The 18,843-nt window shown below is 72.2% G+C and carries 17 protein-coding genes; 12 read left to right on the forward strand and 5 right to left on the reverse strand.

Annotated features, from left to right (window positions below; translation table 11 throughout):
* Positions 1-45 precede the first annotated feature (45 nt).
* The gene (gene cysD / locus V6U88_RS08710) at positions 46-960 is read left to right on the forward strand and encodes a sulfate adenylyltransferase subunit CysD (RefSeq protein ID WP_334451422.1); all 915 of its coding nucleotides are present in this window, start codon (positions 46-48) and stop codon (positions 958-960) included.
* On the forward strand, positions 960-2,255 hold the full coding sequence (cysN, locus tag V6U88_RS08715; protein WP_334451424.1) for a sulfate adenylyltransferase subunit CysN: 1,296 nt from the start codon (positions 960-962) through the stop codon (positions 2,253-2,255). The genes cysD and cysN overlap by 1 nt, the downstream gene beginning before the upstream one ends.
* A 116-nt stretch (positions 2,256-2,371) precedes the next feature.
* On the opposite strand, the gene galK is transcribed toward cysN, so the two are convergent.
* A complete protein-coding gene (gene galK / locus V6U88_RS08720; protein ID WP_334451426.1) occupies positions 2,372-3,571 on the reverse strand; it encodes a galactokinase in 1,200 nt (399 codons plus the stop codon).
* Positions 3,568-4,497: a UDP-glucose 4-epimerase GalE gene (gene galE / locus V6U88_RS08725; protein ID WP_442934604.1), complete on the reverse strand. Its 930-nt coding sequence runs from the start codon at positions 4,495-4,497 to the stop codon at positions 3,568-3,570. The genes galK and galE overlap by 4 nt, the downstream gene beginning before the upstream one ends.
* 230 nt (positions 4,498-4,727) lie before the next feature.
* Here galE and V6U88_RS08730 point away from each other — a divergent pair, with 230 nt between their 5' ends.
* The 6 genes from V6U88_RS08730 to V6U88_RS08755 all read left to right on the forward strand — a co-directional run bounded on the left by V6U88_RS08730 (position 4,728) and on the right by V6U88_RS08755 (position 9,296).
* Entirely contained in the window at positions 4,728-5,741 is a 1,014-nt protein-coding gene (locus tag V6U88_RS08730) for a hemolysin family protein (RefSeq protein ID WP_334451429.1), read from the forward strand.
* 33 nt (positions 5,742-5,774) lie between these two features.
* Complete coding sequence (trpS, locus tag V6U88_RS08735) at positions 5,775-6,800, forward strand: tryptophan--tRNA ligase (RefSeq protein ID WP_334451431.1); 1,026 nt, start codon at positions 5,775-5,777, stop codon at positions 6,798-6,800.
* A gap of 43 nt (positions 6,801-6,843) precedes the next feature.
* The gene (locus V6U88_RS08740; RefSeq protein WP_334451432.1) at positions 6,844-7,389 is read left to right on the forward strand and encodes a 2'-5' RNA ligase family protein; all 546 of its coding nucleotides are present in this window, start codon (positions 6,844-6,846) and stop codon (positions 7,387-7,389) included.
* 74 nt (positions 7,390-7,463) lie between these two features.
* Positions 7,464-8,381, forward strand: a complete 918-nt coding sequence (locus V6U88_RS08745) for a YhjD/YihY/BrkB family envelope integrity protein (protein ID WP_442934605.1) — start codon at positions 7,464-7,466, stop codon at positions 8,379-8,381.
* A gap of 1 nt (position 8,382) precedes the next feature.
* Positions 8,383-8,751 carry a GntR family transcriptional regulator gene (locus V6U88_RS08750; RefSeq protein WP_334451433.1) on the forward strand — a complete coding sequence of 123 codons (369 nt, stop codon included), beginning with the start codon at positions 8,383-8,385 and terminating at the stop codon, positions 8,749-8,751.
* Positions 8,752-8,849: 98 nt separating this feature from the next.
* Positions 8,850-9,296: a hypothetical protein gene (locus V6U88_RS08755; RefSeq protein ID WP_334451435.1), complete on the forward strand. Its 447-nt coding sequence runs from the start codon at positions 8,850-8,852 to the stop codon at positions 9,294-9,296.
* Positions 9,297-9,300: 4 nt separating this feature from the next.
* On the opposite strand, the gene V6U88_RS08760 is transcribed toward V6U88_RS08755, so the two are convergent.
* The 3 genes from V6U88_RS08760 to V6U88_RS08770 form a co-directional block, all read right to left on the reverse strand.
* Positions 9,301-9,669: a VOC family protein gene (locus V6U88_RS08760; RefSeq protein WP_334451436.1), complete on the reverse strand. Its 369-nt coding sequence runs from the start codon at positions 9,667-9,669 to the stop codon at positions 9,301-9,303.
* A gap of 203 nt (positions 9,670-9,872) precedes the next feature.
* Positions 9,873-11,510 (reverse strand): glycoside hydrolase family 13 protein, encoded by a 1,638-nt coding sequence (locus V6U88_RS08765; protein WP_334451438.1) that lies wholly within the window; start codon positions 11,508-11,510, stop codon positions 9,873-9,875.
* A 214-nt stretch (positions 11,511-11,724) separates the two neighbouring features.
* The gene (locus V6U88_RS08770) at positions 11,725-12,810 is read right to left on the reverse strand and encodes a LacI family DNA-binding transcriptional regulator (RefSeq protein ID WP_334451439.1); all 1,086 of its coding nucleotides are present in this window, start codon (positions 12,808-12,810) and stop codon (positions 11,725-11,727) included.
* 202 nt (positions 12,811-13,012) lie between these two features.
* Between V6U88_RS08770 and V6U88_RS08775 the strand changes: the two genes are divergently transcribed.
* The 4 genes from V6U88_RS08775 to V6U88_RS08790 all read left to right on the forward strand — a co-directional run bounded on the left by V6U88_RS08775 (position 13,013) and on the right by V6U88_RS08790 (position 18,831).
* Complete coding sequence (locus V6U88_RS08775; RefSeq protein ID WP_334451441.1) at positions 13,013-14,263, forward strand: sugar ABC transporter substrate-binding protein; 1,251 nt, start codon at positions 13,013-13,015, stop codon at positions 14,261-14,263.
* Positions 14,263-15,903, forward strand: coding sequence for an ABC transporter permease subunit (locus V6U88_RS08780; RefSeq protein WP_334451443.1), 1,641 nt, complete (start codon positions 14,263-14,265; stop codon positions 15,901-15,903). Before V6U88_RS08775 ends, V6U88_RS08780 begins: the two co-directional genes overlap by 1 nt.
* Positions 15,900-16,799, forward strand: coding sequence for a sugar ABC transporter permease (locus V6U88_RS08785; protein WP_334451444.1), 900 nt, complete (start codon positions 15,900-15,902; stop codon positions 16,797-16,799). Before V6U88_RS08780 ends, V6U88_RS08785 begins: the two co-directional genes overlap by 4 nt.
* 220 nt (positions 16,800-17,019) lie before the next feature.
* Positions 17,020-18,831: a glycoside hydrolase family 13 protein gene (locus V6U88_RS08790; protein ID WP_334451446.1), complete on the forward strand. Its 1,812-nt coding sequence runs from the start codon at positions 17,020-17,022 to the stop codon at positions 18,829-18,831.
* The last annotated feature ends 12 nt before the right edge of the window (positions 18,832-18,843 follow it).

Here is an 18,843-nt window from a genome sequence, read left to right on the forward strand (position 1 = left end):
AGGTCTGGAATCCATGAGCGGATCCGCGCCGATCGAGACCGTGTCATGACCGCCCCCGCCCGCTTCTACCAGGTCTCGCACCTCGACGCGCTGGAGGCGGAGAGCATCTTCGTGATGCGCGAGGTGGTCGCGGAGATGGAGCGTCCGGTGCTGCTCTTCTCCGGCGGCAAGGACTCGATCGTCATGCTCCGGTTGGCCCAGAAGGCGTTCGCGCCGGCCAACATCCCCTTCCCGGTCATGCACGTGGACACCGGGCACAACTTCCCCGAGGTCCTTCAGTACCGCGACCAGCGGGTCGCCGAACTGGGCCTGCACCTGATCGTGGCGAGCGTGCCGGAGGCCCTGGCCAGCGGCATGGTCCGCGAGTCCGGCGACGGGATGCGCAACCGGATCCAGACCCCGGTGCTGCTCGACGCGGTGGAGAAGCACCGCTTCGACGCGCTCTTCGGCGGTGCCCGCCGGGACGAGGAGAAGGCCCGCGCCAAGGAGCGGGTGTTCAGCTTCCGCGACGAGTTCGGCCAGTGGGACCCGAAGAACCAGCGTCCCGAGCTGTGGTCGCTCTACAACGGCCGGCACCACCCCGGCGAGTCGATCCGGGTCTTCCCGCTGTCCAACTGGACCGAGCTGGACGTCTGGCACTACATCGCCCGGGAGCGCATCCCGCTGCCCTCGATCTACTACGCGCACGAGCGCGAGGTGGTCGAGCGCGACGGCATGCTCTACGCGGTGAACGAGTTCTTCCAGCCCCGCGCCGGGGAGGAGCGGTTCAAGGCCCGGGTGCGCTACCGCACGGTGGGCGACGCCTCCTGCACCGCGGCCGTCCGCTCGGACGCCGACACGGTGGAGAGGGTGATCGAGGAGGTGGCCGCCACCCGGATCACCGAGCGCGGCGCGACCCGCGGCGACGACCGGGTCAGCGAGGCCGCCATGGAGGACCGCAAGCGGGAGGGCTACTTCTGATGACCACCGAGACGATCGCGCCCGAGGTGGCGAGCCGCCCGATGGACCTGCTCCGCTTCGCCACCGCCGGCAGCGTGGACGACGGCAAGTCGACCCTGATCGGCCGGCTGCTCTACGACACCAAGTCACTCTTCACCGACCAGCTCGCCGCCGTCGAGGCGGTCAGCGCGGCCCGGGGCGACGAGTACACCAACCTGGCGCTGCTCACCGACGGCCTGCGCGCCGAGCGGGAACAGGGCATCACCATCGACGTGGCGTACCGCTACTTCGCCACCCCACGGCGCAAGTTCATCATCGCCGACACCCCGGGGCACATCCAGTACACCCGGAACATGGTCACCGGCGCCTCCACCGCCGACCTTGCGCTGATCCTGGTGGACGCCCGCAAGGGCCTGGTCGAGCAGTCCCGCCGGCACGCCTTCCTCTGCTCGCTGCTGCGGGTGCCGCACCTGGTCCTCTGCGTGAACAAGATGGACCTGGTCGACTACGCGCAGGAGGTCTACGAGCGGATCGCCGACGAGTTCACCGCGTTCGCCGCGAAGCTCGACGTGCCGGACCTGACCGTGGTGCCGATCTCCGCGCTCAGGGGCGACAACATCGTCACCCGCTCGGAGAAGATGCCCTGGTACGAGGGGCCGTCGCTGCTGCACCACCTGGAGCGGGTGCACATCGCCTCCGACCGCAACCTGGTCGACGTGCGGTTCCCGGTGCAGTACGTGATCCGCCCGCAGTCCACCACCGTCACCGACTACCGCGGGTACGCCGGCCAGGTCGCCTCGGGCGTGCTCAAGCCGGGCGACGAGGTGATGGTGCTGCCGTCCGGCTTCACCAGCCGGATCTCCTCAGTGGAGACGGCGGACGGCCCGGTGGCCGAGGCGTTCCCGCCGATGTCGGTCACCGTACGGCTGGAAGACGAGATCGACATCTCGCGCGGCGACATGATCTGCCGGCCGAACAACGCCCCGGCGGTCTCGCAGGACATCGAGGCGATGGTCTGCTGGATGGACGAGACCCGCCCGCTCCAGGTCGGCGGCAAGTACGCGATCAAGCACACCACCCGGTCGGCGCGGGCCATCGTGCGCGGCCTGCACTACCGGCTGGACATCAACACGCTGCACCGGGACGAGGCGGCCGGCGAGTTGAAGCTCAACGAGATCGGCCGGGTACGGCTGCGCACCACGGTGCCGCTGCTCGCCGACGAGTACCGCCGCAACCGCACCACCGGCGGCTTCGTCATCATCGACGAGACCACCAACCGCACCGTCGCCGCCGGCATGATCGTCGACACCGCCTGACCCCGCCCCGGGCCTCGGCGGGAAGGCGCACCTACAGAGAAAGAGTGGCTGTTCCACCGTGGATAGCCACTCTTTCTCTGTATCTGGCCCGAGGGCGGGGTGCCCGCGAGGGGGGGTCAGTCGAGGCGGGTGGCGCCGGGGGCGGGGAGGACCGTGACGTGGCCCGGGGCGGGGAAGCCACGTTCGGCGTAGGCGTCCGTCACGGCGCTCGCCACGGCGTCGGCGCAGTCGGCGTCGACGAGGGCGAGGACGCAGCCGCCGAAGCCGCCGCCGGTCATCCGGGCACCGAGCGCGCCGGCGGCGAGGGCCGCCTCGACCGCGGTGTCGATCTCCGGGACGGTGATCTCGAAGTCGTCCCGCATCGAGGCGTGCGAGGCGGTGAGCAGCGGGCCGATGTCGCGTACCCGGCCGGCGCGAAGCAACTCGACGGTGTCCAGGACCCGCTGGTCCTCGGTGACCACGTGCCGGACCCGGCGGCGGATCTCGTCGTCGTCGAGCCGGGCCAGCGCGGCGTCCAGGTCGGCGACCGCCACGTCCCGCAGCGCGGGCACCCCGAGCAGCGCGGCACCCCGTTCGCAGGCGGCGCGGCGGGCGGCGTACTCGCCGTCGGCGTGCCGGTGCGGGGCCCGGCTGTCCACGACGAGCATGGCCAGCCCGGCGGCGTCGAGGTCGAACGGGATGTGCTCGACAGCCTCGGTGCGGCAGTCCAGGAAGAGGGCGTGCCCCTCGCGGCAGCGGATCACCGCAGACTGGTCCATGATCCCGGTCGGCGCGCCGACGTAGGCGTTCTCGGCCCGCTGGGCCAGCCGCGGCTGCTTCTCGGCGGGCAGGTCCAGCCCGCCCAGGTCGACCAGGGCGGCGAGCACCGCCGCCTCGATGGCCGCCGAGGAGGACAGCCCGGAGCCCACCGGTACGTCGGAGGCGATGGCCAGCCGGGCCCCGGGCACGTCGTACCCGGCCGCGCGCAGGGCCCAGACGACCCCGGCGACGTACGCCGCCCAGCCGGTGACCCGGCCCGGCTCGTCGACCTCGGCGGCGCCGAACTCCACGGCCTCGTCGGAGAGTTCCGACCGGACCGTCCACCGCTCACCGGGCTGCGGGGCGGCGGCGACCACGGTCCGCAGGGTCAGCGCGAAGGGAAGCACGAAGCCGTCGTTGTAGTCGGTGTGCTCGCCGATCAGGTTGGCGCGGCCGGGAGCCGCCCAGCGGCCCGCGGGCGGCTCACCGTACGCGGCGTGGAAGCCGGCGGCGGCGCGGGCCGCGACGTCGCCGGACGGGGCGGCCGATGCCGCGGTGTCCGCGGCCGGCCCGGTCACCGCTGCTCCAGCACGTGCGCGCGGTAGAAGGCCCAGGCGTCGCCGACCATGTCGTGCAGGGTCGGCTTCTCCGGCGTCCAGCCCAGCTCCTCGCGGGCCAGCGCGGAGGAGGCGACCAGCTCGGCCGGGTCGCCCTCGCGGCGCGGCGCGACCTCGACCGGCAGCGGGTGGCCGGTGACCTCGCGGACCACGTCGACCACCTGGCGGTTGGTGAAGCCGTTGCCGTTGCCGAGGTTGTAGATCCGGTGCCGGCCCGGCACGGCGGCGGTGAGCGCCAGCAGGTGGGCCCGGGCCAGGTCCGCCACGTGGATGTAGTCGCGCACGCAGGTGCCGTCGACGGTGGGGTAGTCGTCGCCGAAGAGCTGGAGCTTCTCCCGCTTTCCGGCGGCGACGTCCAGCGCGATCGGGATCAGGTGGGTCTCCGGGTCGTGCCGCTCGCCGATCGCGACGTCGTCGCGCAGGTACGCCCCGGCGACGTTGAAGTAGCGCAGCGAGACGGCGGCCAGGTCGTGCGCGATCGCCTCGGAGGTGAGCGCCATGTCGACGGCGAGCTTGGTGGCCCCGTACGTGTTGGTGGGGGCCTTGACCGCGGTCTCCGGGATGGGCAGCTCGGTCGGGTTGCCGTAGACGGCGGCGGTGGAGGAGAAGACCAGCCGGGGCACCCGGGCGGCGCGGACCGCGTCGATCAGGGCGATCGAGCTGACCGTGTTGGCGTGCCAGTACAGCTCCGGCTTGACCATCGACTCGCCGGCGGCGATCAGCGCGGCGAAGTGCAGCACCCCGTCGAAGCCGGCCTCGGGGGTCAGCACCCGGGCGGCCTCGTGGACGGGCAGGTCGACGTGGGTGGCGTCCGGCGCGAGCGCGGCCCGGTGGCCGGTGCGCAGGTCGTCCAGGACCGTCACGTCGTGGCCGTTGTCGAGCAGCATCCGGGTCACCACGCTGCCGATGAAGCCGGCGCCGCCGGTGACGAGCAGTTTCACGTCGGGTCCTCCTGACTGGCCGCGTCCCGTCGCGGGCCGTTCGTGATCACCCTACGGCCGGGCGCTGTGCGTGCGCCCAGCGTCGCGGCTCCACCCTATTCCACCATGAACCTTCACGATTGAACAGATCCAAACATCGCCGGTCGCCGGTGACCCGCAGCCTTACCATCTGTTCCATGCGGGAAGCGGGCGGTCCCGGGCTGCGCCGACGGGTGTCGGGGCGGACCCGACGCCGACCCGGACCGGTCGCCCGGACGGTCGCCCGGCTCGTCGTCCGGGCCGCCGACGGCGCCACCCGCCTCGTCACCGACCTGCTCGGCGCCAGCCCGGCGGCCGGTCGGGAACGGATCAGCGAGGAGGAGCTGCGCGACCTCGTCGCGGCCAACACCCGGCTCGACCCGGACGAGCGGCGGATCATCGACGAGGTGCTGGTCGCCGGCGCGAGCCTGGTCCGCGAGGTGATGATGCCCCGCACCGAGGTCGTCTTCCTCTCCGCCGGGCTGAGCATCGCCGAGGCGGAGCGGGTGGTCCGGACCGAGACGCACACCCGCTACCCGGTGGTCGACGGCACCCACGACGACGTGGTCGGCTTCGTGCACCTGCGGGACGTGCTGCTCCGCCCCGACCTCGACCCGTGCACCACCGTCGGTGAGCTGACCCGCGAGGTCAAACAGCTGCCCGGCAGCAAGCGGGTGCTCGCCGCGCTGACCGAGATGCGCCGCGAGCGGCACCACCTGGCGGTGGTGGTCGACGAGTACGGCGGCACCGCCGGCATCGTCACCCTGGAGGACCTGATCGAGGAGCTGATCGGGGAGATCCACGACGAGTACGACGCCGCCCCCGAGCCCGCGCACGCGGGCCTGCCCGCCGTGGTGGACGGCCGGCTCAACCTCGCCGACTTCGCCGAGCGCACCGGTGTCCCGCTGCCCGCCGGGCCGTACGAGACGGTCGGTGGTTTCGTGATGGCGGCGCTCGGCCGGCTGCCGGTGGTCGGCGACGAGGTGCCGGTCTCCCCGGCCGACACCGAGGCGCCGGACGAGCCGGCCGGCGGCTGGCTGCTGCGGGTGCTGGCCCTGGAGGGGCGCCGGGTGTCCCGCGTCGCGGTCTCCGCCGCACGCCTGCCCGAGCAGCGACGCGAAGTCACCGCCCCCGCCGCGACGGCGGCGAGCCGACCCACCGGCCCGTCATGACGTACGCCGGGCGTTGCTGACAGAATTGCCGGCATGTCCGACGTTCCCGCCCGCCCCCGCGTCTTCTCCGGCATCCAGCCGACGGCCGACTCGTTCCACCTCGGCAACTACCTCGGCGCGGTGCGGCACTGGGTGGCGCTGCAGGAGACCCACGACGCGTTCTACTGCGTGGTGGACCTGCACGCCATCACGGCGGGGCACGACCCGAAGGTGCTCAAGCAGCGGTCCCGGGTGGCGGCCGCGCAGCTTTTCGCGGTGGGGCTGGACCCGGAGCGCAGCACCCTGTTCGTCCAGTCGCAGGTGCCCGAGCACTCGCAGCTGGCCTGGGTGCTCGGCTGCATCACCGGCTTCGGCGAGGCCAGCCGGATGACCCAGTTCAAGGACAAGTCGCAGAAGCAGGGCAGCGAACGGGCCAGCGTCGGGCTCTTCACGTACCCGATCCTGCAGGCCGCCGACATCCTGCTCTACCAGGCCAACGCGGTGCCGGTCGGCGAGGACCAGCGCCAGCACCTGGAGCTCTCCCGTGACCTGGCGCAGCGGTTCAACTCGCTGTTCGGCCCGACCTTCACGGTGCCCGCCCCGCACATCGTCAAGGACACTGCCAAGATCACCGACCTGCAGGACCCGGCGGCGAAGATGTCGAAGTCGTCCTCCTCGCCGGCCGGCATCATCGACCTGCTGGAGGAGCCGGCCCGCTCGGCCAAGAAGATCCGCTCCGCGGTGACCGACACCGGCCGCGAGATCGTCTTCGACACCGAGACCAAGCCGGGCATCTCCAACCTGCTGACCATCTACTCGGCGCTGTCCGGGCGCAGCATCGACGACCTGGTCGCCGCGTACGCGGGCAAGGGTTACGGCGACCTCAAGAAGGACCTCGGCGAGGTGGTCAAGGAGTTCGTCACCCCGATCCAGGAGCGCACCCGCGCCTACCTCGACGACCCGGCCCAGCTGGACAAGCTGCTCGCGGCCGGCGCGGAGAAGGCTCGCGCGGTCGCCGCGCCGACGCTGCGCGCCGCGTACGACCGGATCGGGTTCTTCCCGCCGGTCCGCTTCGAGTAGCGGCGCCGGGCCGACGGGTACGGGTGGAGGGGTGGCGCGGAGCGTGGATCGCAGGGACGGGTCGCCGGTGGCCGGTGGCACCATCCAGATCGGGATCGCGGTGGACGTCCCGGAACCGTGGGGCGGCATGCTCACCCGGCGCCGGGTCGAGGCGGGCGACCCGCAGGTGGTCCCGGCGCACGTGACGCTGCTCGGGCCCACCGAGATCCCGGTGGCGGCCCTGCCGGCGGTCGAGGCGCACCTGGCCCGGGTGGCCGCCCGGCACCTGCCGTTCACCCTGCACCTGCGGGGCACCGGCACGTTCCGCCCGGTGACCCAGGTGGTCTTCGTGGCGGTGGCCGCCGGGATCAGCGAGTGCGAGCTGCTGGCCGCCGCCATCAACGCCGCACCGGAGCTGCACCGGGAGGCCCGCTTCCCGTACCACCCGCACGTCACCGTCGCGCAGGACGTCGCCCCGGAGGCGCTGGACCGGGCGTACGAGGACCTGGCCGACTTCTCGGCGATGTTCGAGGTCGACTCGTTCACGCTCTTCTCGCACAGCGGCGAGACCCGGTGGCAGCCGCGCCGGGACTTCCGGCTCGGTGGCTGACCCGGCCTGCCGGCCACGTGCCCGCCTCCGCGGCGGAGATCGGCGAGGATGACGTGGTGGACGCGTGGGGCCGGTTGACGGCCGGCATCGACCGCCGGTTCACCACGGCCCGGCAGCGGTGGCCGCGCGTCGACCACCTGTGGCGGGCGATCGACCTCTACAGCAACGTGCTGGGCGGGCGGCTGGCCGCCGCGATCGCCTACTACGGGTTCTTCGCCGTCTTCGCGCTCGCCCTGGTCGGGTACTCGATCTTCGGGGCGATCCTTGAGGACAACGACGAGGTCAGCGAGGCGGCGGCCGACTTCCTCCGGGAGAACCTGCCGTTCATCGATCCCGGGCAGATCGCGGAGAGCAGCAACGCGGTCGGCGTGGTCGGCCTGGTCATCCTGGTCTTCACCGGGATCGGCTGGGTGGAGGCGATCCGATCCTCGCAGCGCCTGATGTACGGCTTCAACCAGCAGCCCGGCAACCTGGTGGTACGCCGCCTGGTCGACCTGGGCGTGCTGGTGCTGGTCTTCGTGATGCTCGGCCTCTCGGTGGCGGCCGTGGACGCCCTGGAGTCGCTGCTGCGCCTGCTGTTGCGGGCCACCGGCTCCATCGGCCTGACCACGCTCAGCGCCGTGCTCAGCGTCCTGGTCAACGCGGTGCTGGCGACCGCCATGCTGGTCGCGGTGCCCCGGCTGCGGATGAGCAGGCGGCGGCTGCGGCCGGTGGTGGTGTTCGTCGCGGTGGGGATCACGCTGCTCAACACCGTGGGGCGGTTCTACGTGGTGCGGACCGAGCGGAACCCGGCCTACACGGTGGTGGCCGGTGCGGTGGGGCTGCTGCTCTACCTGTACCTGCTCAACCAGCTGGTGCTCTTCGGCGCCGCGCTCGCCGCGACCAGCCGGCACGGGCGGGTGGTCGACCTCTCCGAGGGGCCGCCCCCGGCGGATCTCGACGTCGAGCAGGACCCGGAGACCGATCCGGGTACCCCGGGAGGAGCAGGCTGACGTGCTGATCGACATCGACCCGGGCTCGGCGGTGCCCCCGTACGAGCAGGTGCGCGGGCAACTGGCCGCCATGGTCGGCGACGGGCGGCTGCCGGTGGGCACCCGGCTGCCGCCGGTGCGCCAGTTCGCCGCCGAGCTGGGGCTGGCGGCGAACACCGTGGCGCGGGCGTACCGGGAGCTGGAGGCGGCCGGGCTGCTGGAGACCCGGGGTCGGCACGGGACGTACGTGGCGCCGGGCCGTGACGACGCGACCGACCGGTTGCAGCGGGCGGCGGCCCGGTACGCCGACGAGGCGGTGCGCCTCGGCGTGCCGCCGGATCGGGCGCTGGCCCTGGTCCGCGCCGCTCTCGACGCCGCCCGCCCGGGCTGAGTCGATCGACGATCAGGTCAGGAAATCGACCCGTGCGCGAACCGGCAGTTGCCGCAAATGCCACTCACCTTTCCGCCGCGACGGGCCATGATGAGCGCGTGGGCGCACTCGTGACGTTGGACCTGCCGGACGACTCGCCGATGCTCGGCCTGCCGTGGATCATCACGTTCGGCCCGCTCGGCGACCCGGCGGAGTGGGAGCCGGTGGTCTGCGGCCCGTACGAGCGCCCGCACGCGCTGGCCCTGGCCGAGGCGGTGGTGGCCGAGGAGCAGCTGATGGCGGTGGTCGAGCCGTTGGTGCCGGCGCTGTCGGCCGAGGAGGTGCGCGGGGAGATCGCCGCCGCGCAGATCGCCGCCGAGGACGAGGCGGCCCGGATCGACGAGTCCGACCTCTACGGGGACTTCGAGGACGTGATCGACGAGGAGCTGGAGCAGGCGGCCGGGCGGGCGGAGCACCCGCTCGCGCCGCAGCCCGTGCCGAGCGAGGAGGAGCTGCGGGCCGGCTTCGAGCGGATCGGGGAGCTGCTGCGGCGCAAGGGCCGCTGACCCGTCAGCGGGGCGGTCCGTCCAGCACGCAGAACTCGTTGCCCTCGGGGTCGGCCAGCACGACGAAGCCCTCGTCGCCGGACTGGCCGACGTCGGCGGGTCGGGCGCCCAGCGCGAGCAGCCGCCGCACCTCCGCCTGCGGGTCGGAGTCGGCGACCAGGTCCAGGTGCAGCCGGTTCTTGCCCCGCTTGGGCGTACCGGAGGCCTGGAGCCAGACCGTCGGGGCGCCGGCCGGCCGGTCGGGCGGGGGCCGGAGCTTGGCGTTGCCGTCGCCGCCCCGGTCCACCCGGTAGCCCAGCGCCGCCGACCAGAAGCCGGCCATCAGGTCGAGGTCGGTGACGTCGAGGGTGTACTGCGCGACGTGCAGCGTCATCGGCCACCTCCGGAGGGTCCTTCCCACCGTTACCCCGGGGCCGGGGGAGCGACACGTGGTGCGGGGCCGAACGGACACCGGCGCCCCGGGGGAATCCCCGGGGCGCCGGTGCCACCTCACCCCCCACCACAAGGGGTCGGCGGCCCAGCCGCCCGTCGGCGCGGAGCACAACGGACGACCAGGTCGATGGCGGGTTACCCGGCTCAGCGCCGTTCGAACCACGCAGCTGCGTCCACCGGCAGGAGCTGACCCGACCCCTGCGCGGTGAGTTCCTCGCTCGCGACGAGCGGCCGGCCGTACCCCTCGACCAGGGCCGGCGCGCCGCTGATGTTGACCACGCAGGTCAGCGTGGTGTCGCCGGCGGAGCGGCTGAAGACCAGCATCCCGGGCCCGCCCTCCAGCCAGGTCACCCCGCCGGTCGTGCCGGCCAGCGCCGGGTGCTCGTGGCGGATCCGCAGCGCGGCGCGGTAGAGCTCCAGCGTGGAGCCGGCGACGCCGGTCTGGGCGGCCACCGAGAGGGCCCGCCAGGTGGCGGGGGCCGGCAGCCAGCTCAGTTCGCTGCCCTTCGGGCCGAAGCCGTACGGGGCCAGTTCGCCGCTCCACGGGATCGGCACCCGGCAGCCGTCGCGGCTCTCCCCGGTACGCAGGAACGCCGGGTCCTGGCGCAGCTCGTCGGGGAGGTCCAGCACCTCCGGCAGGCCCAGCTCCTCGCCCTGGTAGACGTAGGCGCAGCCGGGCAGGGCCAGCATCAGCAGGGCGGCGGCCCGGGCCCGGCGCAGGCCGACCTCGCCGTCGCCGTACCGGGTGACGTGCCGCTGCCGGTCGTGGTTGGAGAGCACCCAGGTGGTCGGGGCGCCGACAATGGTGGACTCGGCCAGCGCGGTGTCGATGACCTTGCGGAACGAGTCGGCCGACCAGGTGGCGTCGAGGAAGTCGAAGTTGAAGGCCTGGTGCAGCTCGTCCGGGCCGATGTAGCGGGCCAGCCGCTGCGGGGTCTCCGCCCACGCCTCCGCCACGGCCATCCGGCCGCCCGGGTAGCTGTCCAGGATCGGCCGCCAGGCGCGGTAGATGTCGTGCACCTCGTCCTGGTCGAAGTAGGGCAGGCGGCCCTTGCCGAGCAGTTCGGACTGGCGCTGGCCGGTGGTCATCGAGCTGAAGCCGACGTCCGGCAGCCCCTCGGCCTTGATCATCCCGTGCGCCACGTCGATCCGGAACCCGTTGACGCCGCGGTCGAGCCAGAAGCGGAGCACGTCCTCGAACTCCGCGCGCACCTGCGGGTGCCGCCAGTTCAGGTCGGGCTGGGCCGGGTCGAACAGGTGCAGGTACCACTGGCCGTCCGGCACCCGGGTCCAGGCCGGGCCGCCGAAGATGCTCTCCCAGTCGTTCGGGGGCAGCTCGCCGTGCTCGCCCCTGCCCTCGGCGAACAGGTAGAACTCGCGCTCCGGCGAGCCCGGGCCGGCGGCGAGGGCGGCCTGGAACCAGGGGTGTGCGCTGGAGGTGTGGTTGGGCACCAGGTCGACGATGATCCGCAGCCCGAGGGCGTGCGCGTCGGTGATCATCGCGTCGAAGTCGGTGAGCGTGCCGAAGAGCGGGTCGACATCGCGGTAGTCGGCGACGTCGTAACCCGCGTCGATCTGCGGCGAGGTGTAGAAGGGGGTCAGCCAGAGCGCGTCGATGCCGAGGTCGCGCAGGTAGGGCAGCCGTTCCCGGATGCCCCGGAGGTCACCCACGCCGTCGCCGTCGGCGTCGGCGAAGCTGCGGACGTAGACCTGGTAGACGACCGCGGAGCGCCACCAGTCGTCGTCGGCGGTCGGCGGTGCCGGGTTGGTGGCGTCGGTCATCGGTGACGATCCCCGTTCTGTGGTGCGGGACGGCGAGCAGCCGCGCGGGTGGGTGGTGGGCGCGGTTGTCAGTGCAGGATGCCGCCCGGTTGCTGCAAGAGTCAAGCATTCCTTGCGCAAGAAATGATGGCGCTTCCCGTCCGACCGGCACGCCGGCACCGGGCGCCCGTCCCACTGAGCGGGACGGCGCCCATCGGGCGGCGCGGTGGCCGGGTCAGGCCGGGATGGCGAGCGCGGGCGGCGTCGGCCGCCGCCGGGAGTCGCCCCGGGCCGGGGCGGCGCCGGCCGCCCGGACGACCGCGGTGGAGCCCCGCACCACCAGCTCCGGGCGGAACAGGTACTCCGAGTGCGGCGCGGCGTGCCCGTTGATCTCGTCGACCAGCGCCCGCACCGCCGCCACCGCCATCGCCGCGACCGGCTGGCGCATGGTGGTCAGCGGCGGGTCGGTGAAGGCCATCAGCGGGGAGTCGTCGTAGCCGACCACGGAGACGTCCTGCGGGACGGACATCCCGCGCTGCCGGGCCGCCCGGATCGCGCCGAGCGCCATCAGGTCGGAGCCGCAGACGATGCCGGTGACGCCGCGTTCGATCAGCCGACCGGCGGCGGCCTCGCCGCCCTCCACGCCGAAGAGCGAGAGCTCGGCCAGCTCGTCCAGGTCCCGCTCGTCGGTGCCGGCGAGCCGGGTCATCGCGGTCCGCCAGCCGGCCACCTTGCGCTGCACCGGCACGAACCGGTCCGGGCCGGTGATCAGGCCGATCCTGCGGTGGCCGAGCGCGACCAGGTGGGCGACGGCCAGCTCGGCGGCCTCGCCGTCGTCGCAGGAGACGAAGGGGGCGGCGACCTCCGGGACGTACCCGTTGATCATGACGACGGGCAGCGGGCGGGCGATCAGCGCGCGGTACCGGTCGTGGTTGGCGGCGGTGTCGGCGTGCAGGCCGGAGACGAAGACGATCCCGGAGACCTGGCGGTCCAGCAGCATCTCGACGTACTCGTCCTCGGTGACCCCGCCGGGGGTCTGGGTGCAGAGCACCGGGGTGAACCCGCTCTGGGCCAGGGTCGACTCGATGACCTGGGCGAACATCGGGAAGATCGGGTTGTCCAGCTCCGGGACGACCAGCCCGACGAGCCCGGCGCTGCGCTTGCGCAGCCGGGCGGGGCGCTCGTAACCGAGCACGTCGAGGGCGGTCAGGACGGCCTGCCGGGTCTCGGGGGCCACGCCGGGGCGGTCGTTGAGCACCCGCGACACCGTGGCCTCGCTGACTTCGGCCTGCTGGGCGATGTCGGACAGTCGAGCGCGCATGGCGGCACTTTAGCTCACGGGCAAGTTCTTGCGTACAGTCCTGCAAGCCCTTCCATTCCCTGCAACCTCTTGCTAACGTCCCGGCAACACGCGAGAGCAGCGGCGCAGCACCGCAGCGCCGGTTGGCAAGAAACTTTTCAGAGGGTTTTCCACTGGCGGGCCGCCCTTCCCCCGGCGGGTCGCCACAACGACAGGAGTACCGATGCGCATCCGTACCACGGGTGTGGTCGCCGTTCTCGGTCTGGCGCTCGCCGCCTCCGGTTGCGGCGACAACAGCAAGGACGAGCCGGCCGCCAAGGATTCCCCCAAGGCCGCGAGCGGCAAGCTCGTCATCTGGGCCGACGACAAGCGCGCCGCGGCCCTCAAGCCGTTCGGTGAGAAGTTCGGCCAGGAGAACGGCGTCACCGTCGAGGTGCAGGCCGTCTCCAAGGACCTGCAGACCAACTTCGTCACCGCCTCGCAGCAGGGCAGCGGCCCGGACGTCGTGGTCGGCGCGCACGACTGGATCGGCAACCTGGTGCAGAACGGCGCCATCGACCCGGTGCAGCTCGCCGCCGAGCAGAAGAGCGCCTTCAACGAGACCGCCGTCAAGGCCGTCACGTTCAACGGTCAGGTCTACGGCGTGCCCTACGCCACCGAGAACATCGCGCTGATCCGCAACACGGAGCTGGCCCCCGAGGCTCCGAAGACGATCGAGGACCTGGTCGCCAGCGGCAAGAAGCTCAAGGCCGAGAAGAAGGCCAGCGAGATCCTCTGCCTCCAGTCCGGCCAGAACGGCGACGCGTACCACATCTACCCGCTGTACACCTCGGCCGGCGGCTACCTCTTCGGCACCGCCGCCAACGGCGACTACGACCCGAAGGACCTGGGCGTGGGCAAGCCGGAGTCGATCGCCGCGTTCCAGAAGATCGCCAAGCTCGGTGAGAAGGGCGACGGGGCGTTGAAGCGCTCCATCACCGGCGAGAACTCGATCGCCACCTTCACCGGCAAGAAGTGCGCCTACCTGGTCTCCGGCCCGTGGGCGATCGCCGACGCCAAGAAGGCCGGCATCAAGTACGACATCTCCCCGGTCCCCGGCTTCGCCGGTGGCAAGGAGGCCCAGCCGTTCGTGGGCGTCCAGTCGTTCTACGTCGCCGCCAAGGGCAAGAACAAGGCCCTGGCCCAGGAGTTCGTCACCAACTACGTGACCAAGCCCGAGCTGGCCGTGGCGCTGTACAACGCCGAGCCGCGCCCGCCGGCGCTGACCGCCGCCTTCGACCAGGTCAAGGGCAGCGACCCGGACCTGGCCAAGTTCCAGGAGGCCGGCAAGAACGGCCAGGTGCTCCCGGCGATCCCGGCCATGGCCGCGATCTGGGACCCGTTCGGCAAGGCCGAGGCCGCCGTCATCGGTGGCGCCGACCCGACCAAGACCGTCACCGCCGCCGGCAAGACGATCTCCGGTCAGATCAAGTAATGAGCACGTCGCTGTCCGGCCCGGGGTCTGCTGAGCAGACCCCGGGCCGGGGGCCCGTTCGCTCCGGGCCCCCGCGCAAGTCCCGTGACGCGCGGAACCACGCGCCGATCACCCTGACCGGCCTCCTCGTCAAGGTGGTCCTGCTCGGCCTGGTGGCCGGGATCGCGATCTGGGCGGCCTTCCCGCTCATCGAGGCGAAGCTCTGGGTCGGCCTGGCGATCCTGGTGGCCACCACCGCCGCCCTGTTCTACCTCTACCTGACCCCCCGGCACATCCCGGCGAAGTACCTGATCCCGGGCACGATCTTCCTGATCGTGTTCCAGGTCTTCCCGGTGCTCTACACCGCCAGCACCGCCTTCACGAACTTCGGCGACGGCCACCGCGGCGACAAGTCCGAGGCGATCGTCGCCATCCAGAGTTCGTCGGTGAAGCAGCTCCCCGGCTCTGCGCAGTACCCGCTCTCGGTCGCCACCGAGGGCGACCCGGCCACCGGGCCGCTGGTCTTCCTGGTGACGGACCCGAAGAGCGGCACCGTCTCGGCCGGCGACGCCGACGGGCTCAAGGAGCTCGACGCCGCCGACGTCACCGTGGCGCCGGGCGGCAAGGTCACCGCCGCCGAGGGCTACACCGTGCTCAACTTCGGCCAGGCCAGCGCCCGCAGCAAGGACATCACCGACCTGGTGGTGCCGACCGCCGGCGGTGCGCTGCGCTCCTCCGGCCTGACCCGGGCGTACGAGGGGACCGCGGTCCGCGCGTACGACGAGGCCTGCGACTGCATCAAGGACAGCGAGAGCGGAAAGACCTGGGCCGCCGACGAGTCGGTCGGCTCCTTCGTCGCCGCCGACGGCGAGCGGCTCGCCCAGGGCTGGAAGGTCAACGTCGGGCTGGAGAACTTCAGCCGGGTGCTGACCGATCCGAACATCTCCGGCCCGTTCTTCGGCACGCTGGTCTGGAACTTCGCCTTCGCGATCGGCTCGACCGGCTTCACGTTCCTGCTCGGCATGGGCATCGCGCTGGCCCTGCACTCGCCCCGGATGCGCGGCACCAACCTCTACCGGGTGCTGCTGATCCTCCCGTACGCCATGCCGTCGTTCGCGATGCTGCTGGTCTGGCGGGACATGTTCAACACCGACTTCGGCCTCGTCAACAACCTGTTCGGGCTGAGCGTCGACTGGTTCGGCGAGACCTGGTCCGCCCGGATCGCGGTGCTGCTGGTGCAGCTCTGGCTCGGCTACCCGTACATGTTCCTGGTCGCCACCGGTGCGCTCCAGGCCATCCCCCGGGAGCTGACCGAGGCCACCTCGGTCGACGGCGCGAGCCCCTTCCAGTCGTTCAAGGCGGTCACCCTGCCGCTGCTGCTGGTGGCCATCTCGCCGCTGCTGATCGCGTCATTCGCGTACAACTTCAACAACATCAACGCGATCTGGTTCACCACCGAGGGTGGCCCGTTCCCCGCGGACAACCCGCGCAGCGGAGCCACCGACCTGCTGATCACGTACACCTACCGGCTGGCCTTCGGCGCGCAGGGCGCCGAGTACGGCCTGGCCGCCACCGTCTCGATCTTCATCTTCGCGATCGTGGCCGTGGTGTCCGCCATCAGCTTCTCGCGTACCCGCAGGCAGGAGGAGGTGTACTCGTGACGACCCACGCCGAGGCGCCCGTCGTCAACCGCAACGCGACCGGCAGGTCCAGGGGCCGCTGGCTGACCCAGGTCGGTTGGCGGCACCTGGTCGGGGTGCTCGCGGTGGCGTTCAGCCTCTTCCCGATCCTGTTCGTCATCTCCGCCGCCCTCAACCCGCTGGGCACGCTCTCCTCCACCGAGCTGCTGCCGACCGGCGCGTCGTTCGAGAACTTCTCCAACCTCTTCTCCGAGACGGCGTTCGGGCACTGGTTCCTGAACTCGCTGCTGCTCGCCGGGGTGGCCAGCTTCGCGTCGATCTTCCTGTCGGCGCTGGCCGCGTACGCGTTCTCCCGGATGCGGTTCGCCGGCCGCCGGGTCGGCCTGCTCACCCTGCTGCTGATCCAGATGTTCCCGCAGTTCCTGGCGATCGTGGCGATCTTCCTGATCTTCACCACGGTCACCGACCTGTGGCCGTCGATCGGCTTCAACACCCCGTGGGGCCTGTTCCTGCTCTACATGGGTGGGGCGCTGGGGGCGAACACCTGGCTGATGAAGGGCTTCTTCGACACCCTGCCGAAGGAACTCGACGAGTCGGCGACCATGGACGGCGCGTCGCACGCCCAGGTCTTCTTCCGGATCATGCTGCCGCTGGTGGCGCCGATCCTGGCGGTGACCGGGCTGCTCGCCTTCATCGGCTCGATCAACGAATTCATCCTCGCCAACGTGTTCCTCACCAACAACAACTCGAAGACCCTCGCGGTCGGCATGTTCGGCCTGGTGGCCGGTGAGCGCAACAACAACTTCGGGATGTTCGCGGCGGGCACGCTGCTCACCGCGATCCCCACGGTGCTGGTGTTCCAACTGCTCCAGCGCTACATCGTCTCCGGCCTCACGGCCGGCGCCGTCAAGGGGTGAATCGGATGGATTAATCGGAGGGGTGGCCGCTCTCCGCGCGGCGCGAGGTGAGTGGTCCGGGTCCGTAGGCGGCGGCGGTTCGCGGCGTGTCGGGGTGTCGTCGGCCGAGGACACCCCGACACGCCGCAAACCGGATGAGGGCTGCGGGCGTCGGGACGACGTACGCCGGAGCGCCGCGGCCACCCCCGCTCTCCCGTGTCGACGTACGAAGGGTTCTGTCATGTCGCTGTTGCCGCACCACGACGGGTCCGCGACCTACGTTCCCGAGCAGGAGCCGGCGCTCGGGCAGACCGTGCCGGTCTTCGTCCGGGTCCCGGCGGGCGCCGACGTGCGGCAGGTGCACGTGCGCACCACCGGCGACGGTGAGCCGCACTTCGCCGAGGCGACCGTCGACCGTACCGAGGGCGGCGACGTGTGGTGGCGGGCCGACGTCGAGGTCCGCAACCCGGTCAGCAACTACCGCTTCATGCTCTCCGGGGCCGAGGGCTACCGCTGGCTGAACGCCGCCGGCCTGGTCTCCCACGACGTGCCGGACAACGGCGACTTCAAGCTGGTCAGCTACGCCCCGCCGCCGGCCTGGGCGCGCGATGCGGTGATCTACCAGATCTTCCCGGACCGGTTCGCCCGCTCCGCCGCCGCGGACGGCCGCACCCCGCCGGACTGGGCGATCCCGTGCGACTGGGACACCCCGGTCGTCGGGCGCGGGCCGCAGACGCCGTACCAGTTCTACGGCGGGGACCTGGACGGCATCACCGAGCGCCTGGACCACCTGGCCCGGCTCGGGGTGAACACCCTCTACCTCACCCCGATCTTCCCGGCCCGCTCCAACCACCGGTACGACGCGGCCAGCTTCGACACCGTCGACCCGCTGCTGGGCGGGGACGCCGCGCTGGCCCGGCTCGGCGACGCGGTCCGCGCCCGGGGCTGGCGGCTGCTCGGTGACATCACCAGCAACCACACCGGCGACGCGCACGAGTGGTTCACCACCGCCGCCGCGGACGTGCGCGCCGCCGAGCGGGAGCTGTACTACTTCGACGAGGCGACCGGAGAGTACGAGTCCTGGAACGGGGTCAAGTCCCTGCCGAAGCTGAACTGGGGCAGCGCCGAGCTGCGCCGGCGCTTCGCCACCGCCGAGGACTCGCTGCTGCGGCGCTGGCTGCGCCCGCCGTACGGGCTGGACGGCTGGCGGGTCGACGTGGCCAACATGACCGGCCGGCGCGGCGCGGACGCGTACACCCACGAGGTGGCGCGGCTGCTGCGCGAGGTGGTCGCCGACACCCGCCCCGACGGCCTGCTGCTCGCCGAGCACGGCCACGACCACACCGGTGACCTGGACCGCGACGGCTGGCACGGGACGATGAACTACGTCGGCTTCACCGACCCGGTCTGGTCCTGGCTGCGGCACGGCGACGATCCGGTGCCGAACTTCCTCGGCACCCCCGGCGGCGTACGACGGCGGGACGCCGAGGCGGTGCTGGCCACCATGGACACCTACCGGTCGCTGATCTCCTGGCGCTCGTACACCCACTCGTGGCAGCTGCTCGGCTCGCACGACTCGGCCCGGATCCGCACCGTGGTCGGCGACGCCGCCCGGCAGGAGGTGGCCGCCGGCCTGCTCGCCACGATGCCGGGTACCCCGGTGGTCTTCGCCGGCGACGAGCTGGGGCTGACCGGCGCCAACGGCGAGGGTTCGCGGACCCCGATGCCGTGGCACCGGCCGGAGAGCTGGGACCAGGCGACCTTCGCCGCGTACCGGGGGCTGCTGGCGCTGCGCCGCGACACCCCCGCGCTGCGCCACGGTGGCCTGCGTCGGGTGCACGTCGACGCCGACACCCTGGTCTTCCTCCGCGAGGCCCCGACCGGCGCGGTGCTGGTGCTCGCCCGCCGGGCCGCCGGGCGGCCGGTCCGGCTGGCCGGGCTGCGGGCGGGGGAGAACGTGTACGGCGGCGCCCCGGCGCTGCGCCCGGACGCCGATGGCGTGGTCACCCTCCCCGGCGACGGCCCGACCTTCCAGGTCTGGCGCCTGTCCTGACCTGGCGCTCCC

This window comes from Micromonospora sp. CPCC 205739, from assembly GCF_036906795.1.
GTDB lineage: Bacteria > Actinomycetota > Actinomycetes > Mycobacteriales > Micromonosporaceae > Micromonospora.